Raw genomic sequence first — 11,298 nt, 5'->3', positions numbered from 1 at the left:
GCAACGGCCTGGTTACCATCTCCGACGCCGTCTATCTAATCAATTACATCTTCAGTGGTGGCCCGCAGCCTTGTGCCGGCTGCCCGTAAGTCGCTGCCTTCGCCAAAACAGCGCTTGCCGAAAAGCCATTCCTGCCTTATCTTCATGGCTGTAATTTTACTTCCATCACCCGGATAAGGTTGATCGCATAGTCTGTCGAAGTAACAATTGTTGAAGATTCGCCGGGCTTGGACCACGCGAAGCTTCTGCCGTCATTTCTTGTCAACTGCAACTGAGTTTATGATGCCGACACGCACCGTCACGCCTATCGATCAAACCCGCCGCTTCAGGTTGACTCTTGCGTTTCTCCTGAGTCTCGTGATGTGTGCCGCTGCTCCGGGTGTCGACCTCAGTCGCCCGACATCTCCCGACCAACCGCTGACCGGATTTGAAGCTGCTGTTCCCGTCGTGGCGGAATCGGCGCCGCCGCATTTCCTCGGCTACCGCGCCGCCAATTCGCTCAGCATCGGCAATACCTGGTACGACATGCAGCAAAACGGCTCGATGGGATTCCAGATCGTGGTCGGCAATGGCTGGGTACACAATGTCTGGAACTACCTGCCTGGGGCCTCGAACTCCAACCGTAATTCCCGTTACTATGCCTGGCAGATCGGCGGTCCCGGCGTGCGCAACCAGAATGAGATCGACCCGGTCACCGGCGGAGGCGGCTTCTCCAGTATCGGATTCGACCCGACCGGCGTCGGCGCCCCGGTCGTCACCTACCATCGCCTCAGCGATAATCTCACTCGCGCCGCGCGCGACACCGGTTCGGTAGCTGCGTCATTCCGCACTTTCTCGTTTTCCGGCCCCGGAGTCAATTGTCAGAATATCGTCTCCGGGCTTGGCACTACCGACGGTCCATATCTCTGGCCCAAGATCGCGGTGGACGTTAATTCCACGGGGCAGGGGATTGCGCACATCGTCAGCACCGAATATCGTCCCGCCGAGGTCAAGACTTCGTTGGTGTACTATCGCACCAACGCCGGCATCACCGCCCCGGCGGCAACCTGCGCGACTTGGATCGACTCCGTGACTGTCGTGGGTGCCGTTGTCGTCCAGGACCCCAATTCGGATGACGTTGCCATTGTCTATCCAGCGCCCGCCGATTGGGCGCATGCGGATGCGATCCAGCAGCGCAACAACGACGTTGTCTACAAGTACTCGACCAACCTCGGCACGAACTGGTCGGCTGCCGTCAACATCACCAACTACACCGGTGCCGATGACGAACGGGCCTATACCGATCTCAACGCGCTCTATACCTCCGATGGCTGCCTGCAGATCGTCTGGACAACTTCCTTCTTCGACTCCGCCACGGCTCAAGTGGGCAACCAGGGCGCGCGCCTCTATCATTGGAGTGACTGCAGCCAGTGTCGAACTTTGGTGCTCGCCGCGGATAACGATGAACCCGCCTGCAAGCGCGGCATTTGGAACAAAAACGTCTCCAAGATGGCTTTAAGCGAGTGCATCGTCAGCGGCATGCCCCGGCTCTATGCGACCTACACTTACTTCCTCGGTGACGACGAGAGCGTTCCGCCCCACCATGACTGTTCTCAGGCCGGTTTTGCCAACGGTGAGCTCTTTGCCCAGGTCTCACAAAATGGCGGCGCCTCCTGGGGACCGCCCGTGAACCTCACCATTACAGCGTCCAACAATTGCGCTGCCGGCTCCTGCCTCTCCGAACACTGGTCATCTGCCGCCCCCTATGTCACCGATTCGTTGCGATTGCAGTACATTCTCGACAAGGATCCGGGCGCAGTCGCCTATTCCGAAGGAACATGGACGCTCAATGATGTTATGAACCTCAGCCATCCTTGCTTTGCGACAGAATCTTACAGCCACCTCGTCGTTGAACCGACCGAATTTCGCTATCCGCTCCACACCGCCCCGGGACAACAGCTGGATACATTTCTGGTGCTGACCAATACCGGCAACGCCGTCGCGAATTACACGCGGGGCATCACTTTCCAGCAGGGAGCCAATTGGCTGGTTTTCCCGAATCATCCTCCCAACGGCGCGGTCTCTGTCGGCTGCATCAATTTCGATACGCTGGAAATCCGTCTGACGGGGCCGATCGTCGAGGGCTTTTACCAGGCAACTGTAGCTTTCACTTACAGCGACGGTGACAGCGAGATCACCGAACAAATCCCCTTTGACCTTTACAACTTTGCGACCTTTTTCCAGCCCCAGAACTTTGCGTTGCGCACAGCCGTGGTGCGTACTGCCGTCAATCAGGCCGGCCGCATCGGCTGCTACTCCACCGGCAATCAGTTTACTTTCTTTAGCGGTGGCGGACTGAGCTATCTGCGCGACGCCTCTCTGATCCTCGGCACCTCGCGCAATTCCCTGAGTTGGCTGATCTATGGCCATGGCGGCGGCATGCCGACTGCCGCCAACCCCTATGGCTCCCTCTATGCCGTCTCGGCGCTCACTGTCGATTCCACCGGGTCGCCGGCTTACCGGCGCGCCTTCGGCAAGGGCGTCAACCGCGACTCGACGATTGGTTTCAATGTGCGCTATTATGCCGCCAAGGACGCCGGCAATTCCGAGTTCCTGCTGGCGCGTTTCGACTTCTATCTCGGGCCGCATAACGCGGCCGGCCGGATCGAGGACCTCACCGTCGGTTTCGCCGCCGACTGGGATCTTCCGTCCGACAATGGCTTCGATAATCTTGGCGGCGGCTTTGACAGCCACCAGATGGTTTACCAGCAGGGAACCGCCACTCCGCCCAATTCCAATCGTCTTGCCGGATTGGCAGTACTGCGCGTCGACGGCAATCCGGCTCCCGGCGGTTTCGTTTGGGAAGACAGCAAGTATGTCGTCCCGCTGCGCGTGTATCAGGTCGACAGCGTCTGGAACAAGATGAACGGCGTCACCAAATTCGAGTCGACACCGCTGCCGGGTGATCTTAACAGTATCGTCGTCGGCGGTATTCATGAGAGCCTCGTCGGTCCGAGTGACACTCTCAGCTTGGTCTTCATCCTCGCCGGCCAACTTAACGGCACGACTACGACTCTCAAGGCGGTCATCGACAAGGCGCTGTTTTTTAATTGCCAGTACGTCTCGCCCGATCAAGTGGGCTGTCCCGAGTATGTGTGCGGAGATGCCGACGGCAGCCAGGCCATCTCGATCTCCGACGCCGTCTATCTGATCAATTACATTTTTGCCGGCGGTCCGCCGCCCAACCCTGTGCTGGCCGGCGATGCCGACTGCAGCCACGCCGTCTCGATCTCGGACGCTGTCTATCTGATCAATTACATCTTCGCCGGTGGCCAGGCTCCGTGCGCCAACTGCAAGTAAGCGCCGCTCTCCCCATAATTGAGCACCTAAACTCCACGTCCGTGTTGTCGATAACAAACTATGATGCGGACTTTTCTGTTCTTCGTTGTCCTGGCTTCGGCTGTTGCTGCGGCGACGCCGCCCGCCGACCTCGATCGTTCCGGGACGGCCTATATCTCGCCGCGCCTTGGCATCAGCTTTCCCGTCGGCGCTCTGGCCGACGCCAACTACAACGCCGCCGCGGCCAGTTGGCGCAAGCAGGGCTACACGCTCTCCGGCGAATTCGGCTACTTCGTCTCAAACTCCACTGTCGCCGGACTGGAACTCTCGTATTCCACTTTCGGCCCACGATCAGTCTCGGTCTTCGGTGACGCCGACGACTCGCATGTGCGCATCCGCCGCGCCGGCGTCTTCATGCAGTACAGCCTCCTGCAGAGTGGGAAGTACCGTCCCTTCATGAGACTCGGTGCGGGGCTCTTCGATGCCAGCCGCGTCTCCATGCCTCGGTTCGACAACGATTCGCTGCAATTTCATGACTACACTCTCGGCGCCAAGCCGGTCGGCACCATCGGCTTTGGAATTCACGCCGATTTCTCCCCGCAGATCAGCGGCAGCTTCGCCATCGAGGCCGTCTGGCTCAACTCTTTCAGCTCAGCGTGGGATACCGACGGCGCATCGATTGGTCCGCTGCGCAAGAATATGCTGTACTTCCCGGTCTACTTCGGCCTGCTGTACCATCTCGCCGATAACTAATTGTGCGACTCGTCACCAGTTTTTGATTTGCGGCGCCGGCGCCAGCTGTTATCCTTCTCCCGATCAAGATTCAGTCGTAACCAGCATGGCACAACGCGAACACATTTTTGCCGAAGTCATTGTTGATCGTGACGTCCTTGAACGCTTCTCGCAAGAGATGTCCGCCTATTACGAGACTGCCGCTGCTGCCGATAAACGCGCCAGCTACGTGAAATTCCGCAACAAACTGCTTTGGCATATCCGTCACAGTCTCTCCGAGCGACAACGACAAACTCTGATGATGATTCTTTCGGGCAAAACTGAACGCGAAATTGCCGCTCTCCTGGGTGTAACCCAGCAGGTCGTTCATATTTATAAACAGCGTGCCATCAAGCGGTTACACGAGAAATTTAGACTTTGAGCTGTATGTCAAACGACTAAAAGATGGAAGGTTCGCCCTCACACTGAGCCGCCAACGTATTTCCAAGAAATCACCTGGAATCGGGCATAAACCACGCACCGTCCGTCTGTGGGTGCTGACTTCAATCATTCTTGATTGGAGGTGTTACATGCCACGTCGCAAGCAGAACGAGCAGTTCGCTCCGGTCCTCGAGAAGGACATCTGGCATCCGTATGAGTTGCAGTCGCTCGTAACCCGCAAGTTCGTGACGATTGTCAACAAGATCCTCAAGGGCGAATATGCGATGCTGGACACATCGCACTGCGCTCGCACCATCGAGCTGTAACGACCGCGTGCGCGACAGGGAAGTCGCCTTGGCTCGATCGTCAAGTCGCGAAGATCCGTCTTCTCGTACGGCGACGTCCCCGGGGTAATGTGATCTCGCTCCCTTGGGCGAACCTTCCGAATGGTACGGGGTTGAGGAAACTCAGCCCCGTTTGATTGCTGCGGTGGCTCCCAGACCGAACGCGGCCAAATAGCACACCGCTCCTATCACGATGACGGTGTTGAATCCGTACGTCATCGCCAGCGCGACCGCTGCCACCGAGCCCAGAACCGACGCGGCGCCATTCAAGCTCCACACCCACGGGATGAAACTGCTGTGGTTCTTCTCGACCCATTTCAACTGCAACGGAAACGGCTGCCCCATCAGAAACCCCAACGGCGCCAGGAGCAAAACAGTCAGCGTCATTCTCGCGGCGTCCGGCCAGCCAAAGGTGGCCTGGGTCACCGGTCCGAGTCCGACGAGCAACGCCAGAGTGTAGACCAGGATTCCGCTGAAGATGACGCGGCGTCGCTTGCCCCCGGTTTCCGGAACGTAATTCGTTGTCGCCATCGAGCCCAAGCCGGCGCAAATCAGAATTGTGCTCAGCACCACCGTCAGTGAGTAGATGGGATGACCCAGATAGAGGATCAGTTTCTGCATCACCGCAACCTCGATCAGGATGAATCCCAGCCCGATTGCGATGAAATATCCCAGCGCGCGCAGCGACCCGGGCTCTTTCAGAACGCTGCGACCGTCGACGCTGAAGATAATTGGCGCCACCAGGAATACGAGCACCAATATCACCGACAGCACTCCGGCCAGGTACAGATTGAACAACCCGAGATTGTTCTTTCTCGATTCGTACTCGAACGCCATGATCTGCGCCAGCTCGGTGCCCTTGGCGGTGGCAAAGAAGAAGGGCTGATTGTCGGTGGTTGGGCGAATATTGAATTCATAGCCTTCATAGAATCGCTCCCGGTCGGCAGCACTTGCCAATTGCACGAATGCCGGATCACCCGCGCCATCCGGTCGAAAGACAAAACGTCCGCCGACTTCGTTCAAGCGATTATCGATTGCCGCGATTTCCGCCGCCGTAAACGCCTCGCGCTTGAGCAACATTGTCATCATCTCCGACTCCCCGCCTGCCCGAGAATTGCTGCCGATGATCACAATATTCCCGCCCCGTTGGACTGCGGGAGTGCCGGCAGCTTCCAGCGCCACCGCCATCAGCCGCAGTCCCTCTTTCGGTTTGGCGGAGAGCCAGCGGGTAATCGCCACAATCCCGTCGCGATTCAGGTGACGCAGATATTCGCGGAACGCCTCGACCGTGTAGAGGTAGCTCTCTGACAGGCTGAACGCTCCCGCCGCCGTAGCCGCCCAGGTATCCACCAGCGTCAGTTGAATCAGATCATACTGCTGATTGCTTCGAGCTATGAAGGCGCGCCCTTCCGCCGTGTGAACCCGCACGGCTGGGTGGCTGTACAGCCGGCCGGAAAATTCCGCATATTCACCGCGCATCACATCGTCAGTAATAATCGGATTGATCTCGACGGCATCAACCGATCGAGCACCCCAAGCCAGGCTGAAGATGACATCGATGCCGCCGCCGGGGCCGATGATCAAGACGTCACCGTCGGGTCGAAGGACGTTCGGTAGATGCGAAATCCAGCGCCGCGCGATCTCCGTCTTGATCAGCTCCAGACCAAACAGGCGGAACGGGTCGCGCAAGATGTACGTCCGCGCATCGGCGTCGATGTCCATCGCCTTCGCGGTCTGCTCTCCTTCGACACCTTGCACGGTGATGCATGACAGCGCGTTCCACTTTTGGAATTCGACCAGCTGCTTTTCCTGACCCTTGAAATAGCGCACCTTGAGCACGGGTGACGTCAAATTGATGATAACCAGCCCAATTGCCGCCGCAGCGATCGCTCTGCCAAGCCAACGCAACTGCCCGCGGGTCTGCTCGCCGCCAAGAAAAGCGGCGAGTGCAGCCAACGCCGCGGCTATCAACAACCCGTTTATCGCGCCGACCCAATTGAGCACCGGCACCGTCAGAAGCGCGCCGGTAGCAGCGCCGATCAAATCCATGAAGTACAGCCGCGATATCGCTTTCGCACCGAGGAACAAGATTAGCGAGACGGTAAGACCGGAGAAGAAGAACGGCAAAACACAGGCGAGATAGACGACCACCAATCGAATCACATTGCCGGAACTGTAATTGATCGAGATCGGCAGCGATAACGCCGTCACGATTGCGATCACTGCGGTGAACGCAAATCCAGCCGTGAGCAGCGTCAGGTCGCGGCTCAGGTTTTCCAGGGAGTGGCGGCGACGCCGAAAATAGAGCCACAAGCCGGACGCTCCTAACCCGAACATTGCCAACGAGATTGCCAGAAAAGCAAAGTGGTAATACATGACGACAGAGAACAACCGTGTGAGCGAGAGCTCAAAGAGCAAAGTTGCGGTGGTCACAAGGAAAAGCGTGATATAAACTTGCGGTCGAACCACGCCCCAAAATAGGCTTTTCAGTGGCGGAGTCAACTACCGCATGAAGCTCCACATGTTTGTCGCCAACTGAGCGAAAATCTGGCACATTTCCTGCGCTTAAGCAGCACGGCCAGATCCCCGTAGCGATCGGCCAATATGACAGTCCGGGCGATAGATTCAGTTGAAAACGACCCTTAAGCCATTGCCGGAACTGTACTTGACAAACCGCAACGGCGGGAGTATATTGCATTCGTCGAAGTGTATTTCGTGCCAGTCACCGTACCGTCTTGTCCTGAAGGTTGTTGAATTGCGCAGACTTCTATCACTTCTTTACATCGCCTTGCTCAGCCCGGCACTCCTGGCTCATGAGGCTCCGACGACTTCGCCATCTCTTTTCGAACAACAACTCGCTGCCGACCAGCAGTCGAGCTTGATTAGTGCCGACATGGCCACGATCTATCGGGCAATGGCAATTCTTGAACCGCAATCGCTTCCCCAGCGCTATTCGCGCGAATCCGCCGCCATCTCGAAGTGCGCGACTGATGCCCTCGTCGAGGCCTTTGCCGTGATCAACGCCAATCCCGAACTTTACGGCTCGTATGCCAAGATGTTTATGGCCCGACCACAGACGCAATTCTACGTCGAGTCGCCGCAAGGCTACTTCCGGCTTTTCTTCGACCTCACTGGCCTGCACGCTGTACCGACGGCCGACAATGATTCGTCCGGAATTCCCGACTTCATCGAACGTGCCGCGAACCTCGCCGATTCCGTTTGGTCCTATGAACTCGACCAACTGGCGCATCTTAAACCGCCGGTCGACAACGGCCAGGGCGGCAGCGATCAATACGATATCTACTTCCAAAAAATTCCATACTACGGGTACACGACTCCCGAGTCACCTGGTCCCGAATCGTGGAACGATTACGCCTCCCATATCGTGATCCACAGCACCTTCTCGCCGGGATTTCCACCGAACGACGATCCCGAGGGCGATGTGATGGGTGCGCTCAAAGTCACGATTGCCCACGAGTTCTACCACGCCGTGCAGTTCGCCTACGATGTTTCGGAAGCTAGTTTCTTTATGGAGATGTCGTCCACCTGGATGGAAGAGATGGCGTTTCCGCAAGTGAATGACAACTACAACTACCTACCGGAATTCTTCAACTATCCGGAGGTCGGGTTACAGGCCGGCGATTTTCATCGCTACGCTTCGTTCGTGTGGCCGAAGTACCTTGAGGAACGCTTCGGTGCCATCATCATGCGCGATCTGTGGGCAAAATGCCGCACGACCTCCGCAATCGTAGCCTGGGGCGCTGTAATCGACTCGGCCGGAAGCTCGTTCGAACGCGAGTTTACGCGCTTCGTGCTGTGGAACTACTACACCAACAGCCGCTCCACCGGCACACACTATGAATCCGCGCCCGATTATCCACCAGTCGATGTGATGGCTTATCACTACGACCTCCCCGATTCGGGTAATTTCTCGGTGACTCCGCCGCAGCCGTATGCCTCGAATTATATCGTCTTTGAAAATCTTAACGGCTATGACGGCATCGTCGGGTTCGACTTCACCGGCCTGAACGCCACCACTTGGACATTGGCGTATGTGGTGGATTACGGCGACGGCAACTACTTTGATTCGCTGCTCGTGCCGCTTGCCGGAGGCAAGGCCAAGGTCTGGATCGCCGATTTCCGGAATGTGCTGCGCGTCACGTTCATTCCCGCTGTCGCCGCGCACTTCGGCACCGAGTACAATTTCACGTATCATCTGCATTTTCGCCGTCCCGGCGATGTCGACGGCGACACTCAGATCAGCATCTCCGACGCCGTCTTCTTGATCAACTGGATCTTCGCCGGCGGCGCTACACCCTACCCGAGCTACATCGCCGATGTCAACTGCGACGGCATCGGTTCCATTAGTGATGCCGTGCATCTGATTTCGTATATCTTTGCCGGCGGCCCGCCGCCATGCCAATACTAACCCCGGGAGACCCCATGCAAATCGGATTAAAACGTACCTTGCTGCTGTTGGCGATCGTCGTGCTTGCCGCGGCGATTCCGTCATCCGCCGCCCGCCAATCGTCCTATCGCCTGATCGAGGATGCCTACGCCAACGGCGAGTTAAACTACGAACAAAAGATGCTCTACGAAATGATGTCGATCCGCGAACCGCAGGCCCTGCCGGCGGACTTTCAGTCCGACGCGATCGAAGTCGCCAAGTGCGCTACCGAGATCATCCTCGAAATCCGCCAGAACTGGGACCAGTTTACCCCGGAGGGGCAGGCACAATTCCGTGAGATCATGGCCCGGCCGTCAGCAACGAACACTTACAATTCTCCCGGTGGTGAGTTTAAGATTCACTACAATATCACCGGCTCGGATGCCGTCCCCACCGCCGATACCAGCCCGGCGAACGGCATCCCCGATTATGTTGAATGGCTTGCCGCCTACGCCGACAGCTCTTACCGCACCGAGGTCACCAACCTCGGCCACCGCAAGCCGCCCTCGGATGGAGTGGCCGGCGGCGACGCCCGCTATGATATTTACACCGAAGAAATGGGCTACTACGGCTACACCCAGCCGGAAGGCGCCGGACCTGAAGCCTGGAACGATGCCATTAGCTATATCTCGGTTCATCGCAATTTCATCGGTTTCCCGAATAATGATGACCCCGACGGCGACCAGAAGGGCGCTGCCAAAGTGACTGTCGCCCACGAATACTACCACGCCGTGCAGTTTGCCTATGACGTCGGCGAGAACTCCTGGTTCATGGAAGCTTCTTCCACTTGGATGGAGGATGTGGTCTTTGATCCGGTGAACGACAACTACAACTATATGACGGAGTTCTTTAGTGTCCCGGACTACGCCTTGAATTCTAATACCGGTCTGCACATGTATGCGGCATTCATCTGGCCGACCTTCCTGCAGGAAAATTTCGGCGTCGCGATCATGCCGCAGATTTGGGATGAACTGCGCACCACGACCTCGTATGTCGGCACCGGCAATATCCTGACCAACAACTACGGGCAGAATATTAACCAGCAGGTGGCGCGGTTTACCATGTGGAATTTCATCACCGGCAGCCGTAGTGACGGACTTCACTACGTCGAGGCTTCCCATTACCTGCAGGTGCCGCTGGTGCGCACCCACACAACATATCCGACCTCCGGCCAGACGCCCATTACCGGCAAGTTCCCCGATGCTTACGGCTCCAACTACGTGCGTTTTAACATTCCGGCCGGCGCCGCCACTTTCACGGTCGACTTCAACGGCGACAACTCGGTACCCTGGATCGTCAACTTACTCGCCTGGAAGATGACCCCGACCAACACCTACGTCGAGAATCAGATGTCGCTCAATGTCACCGGCGATGGCTCCTTCACCCTGCCCAATGCCGGCAACTACGATGCGCTGATCATGGTCATTACCAACGTCTCTCAGTCGATCAACGACCGCAGCTACACTTATGGCGCCTCGTACACCACTGCTCCGAACTACGCGGTCAACGTCATCGCCACGGCCGCCGACAGCGTCTACTCGAATACCGGCACGTCGCTGCTCTTCCAGATCGAGAATACCGGCCTGCTCGATGAGACCTATAACGTCAGCGCGACCAATTCCCTTGGCTGGGCGCAGACCTTCTCGCCTTCGTCGGTAACCGTGGCGGCGGGCGACAAGGCCGACGTTACCGTGAATTTGACGGCGCCGGCCGGCGTGATGCCCGCGACCGTCAATTCGGTCAGCGTCACTGCCGATGCCACCAGCGTTGTGGGAGTCAGCGATACCGATTCCGGCGATGTGCTCGTGCTGGTCATGCATGGAGATGCTGACAACAGCGGCGCCATCAACGTCAGCGACGCCGTCTATGTCATCCAGTACATCTTTGCCAGCGGCCCCGCACCGACCCCCGTTGACGAAGCCGGTGATGCCAACTGCAGCATGCCGGTGAACATCTCGGATGCGGTCGCCCTGATCTCGTACATCTTCGGCGGTGGACCGTACCCCCCCTGCAATCCCTTCTGAGCCAAACGACAAT

The 11,298-nt window shown here is 57.6% G+C and carries 7 protein-coding genes; 6 read left to right on the top strand and 1 reads right to left on the bottom strand.

Translation table 11 applies throughout. The annotated features are described in order from the left end of the window. Positions 1-279 precede the first annotated feature (279 nt). The 4 genes from IT585_07120 to IT585_07105 all read left to right on the top strand — a co-directional run bounded on the left by IT585_07120 (position 280) and on the right by IT585_07105 (position 4,796). A complete protein-coding gene (locus tag IT585_07120) occupies positions 280-3,339 on the top strand; it encodes a hypothetical protein (GenBank protein ID MCC6963006.1) in 3,060 nt (1,019 codons plus the stop codon). Positions 3,340-3,399: 60 nt separating this feature from the next. Then, positions 3,400-4,071, top strand: a complete 672-nt coding sequence (locus IT585_07115; protein MCC6963005.1) for a hypothetical protein — start codon at positions 3,400-3,402, stop codon at positions 4,069-4,071. Positions 4,072-4,156: 85 nt separating this feature from the next. Beyond that, positions 4,157-4,471 carry a hypothetical protein gene (locus IT585_07110; GenBank protein ID MCC6963004.1) on the top strand — a complete coding sequence of 105 codons (315 nt, stop codon included), beginning with the start codon at positions 4,157-4,159 and terminating at the stop codon, positions 4,469-4,471. Between the two features lie 148 nt (positions 4,472-4,619). Next, positions 4,620-4,796: a hypothetical protein gene (locus tag IT585_07105; protein MCC6963003.1), complete on the top strand. Its 177-nt coding sequence runs from the start codon at positions 4,620-4,622 to the stop codon at positions 4,794-4,796. A gap of 141 nt (positions 4,797-4,937) precedes the next feature. Here the strand turns inward: IT585_07105 and IT585_07100 are convergent, their stop codons facing one another. Continuing rightward, complete coding sequence (locus IT585_07100; GenBank protein MCC6963002.1) at positions 4,938-7,247, bottom strand: hypothetical protein; 2,310 nt, start codon at positions 7,245-7,247, stop codon at positions 4,938-4,940. Positions 7,248-7,569: 322 nt separating this feature from the next. Between IT585_07100 and IT585_07095 the strand changes: the two genes are divergently transcribed. Together IT585_07095 and IT585_07090 are read left to right on the top strand one after the other, a co-directional pair. Beyond that, positions 7,570-9,243, top strand: coding sequence for a dockerin type I repeat-containing protein (locus IT585_07095; GenBank protein ID MCC6963001.1), 1,674 nt, complete (start codon positions 7,570-7,572; stop codon positions 9,241-9,243). 14 nt (positions 9,244-9,257) lie between these two features. After that, positions 9,258-11,285, top strand: a complete 2,028-nt coding sequence (locus tag IT585_07090) for a dockerin type I repeat-containing protein (protein ID MCC6963000.1) — start codon at positions 9,258-9,260, stop codon at positions 11,283-11,285. Positions 11,286-11,298 lie beyond the last annotated feature (13 nt).

It is taken from the genome of Candidatus Zixiibacteriota bacterium (assembly GCA_020853795.1).
Taxonomy (GTDB): Bacteria; Zixibacteria; MSB-5A5; order CAIYYT01; family CAIYYT01; genus JADJGC01.
Note: the sequence above shows the minus strand (reverse complement) of the source record. Positions and strands in the feature narration are given on the sequence as shown.

Bases quoted from the DNA above. Each gene is read 5' to 3' on its own strand.
- IT585_07120 (MCC6963006.1), top strand. From the start codon at position 280: ATGATGCCGACACGCACCGTCACGCCTATCGATCAAACCCGCCGCTTC.
- IT585_07115 (MCC6963005.1), top strand. From the start codon at position 3,400: ATGATGCGGACTTTTCTGTTCTTCGTTGTCCTGGCTTCGGCTGTTGCT.
- IT585_07110 (MCC6963004.1), top strand. From the start codon at position 4,157: ATGGCACAACGCGAACACATTTTTGCCGAAGTCATTGTTGATCGTGAC.
- IT585_07105 (MCC6963003.1), top strand. From the start codon at position 4,620: ATGCCACGTCGCAAGCAGAACGAGCAGTTCGCTCCGGTCCTCGAGAAG.
- IT585_07090 (MCC6963000.1), top strand. From the start codon at position 9,258: ATGCAAATCGGATTAAAACGTACCTTGCTGCTGTTGGCGATCGTCGTG.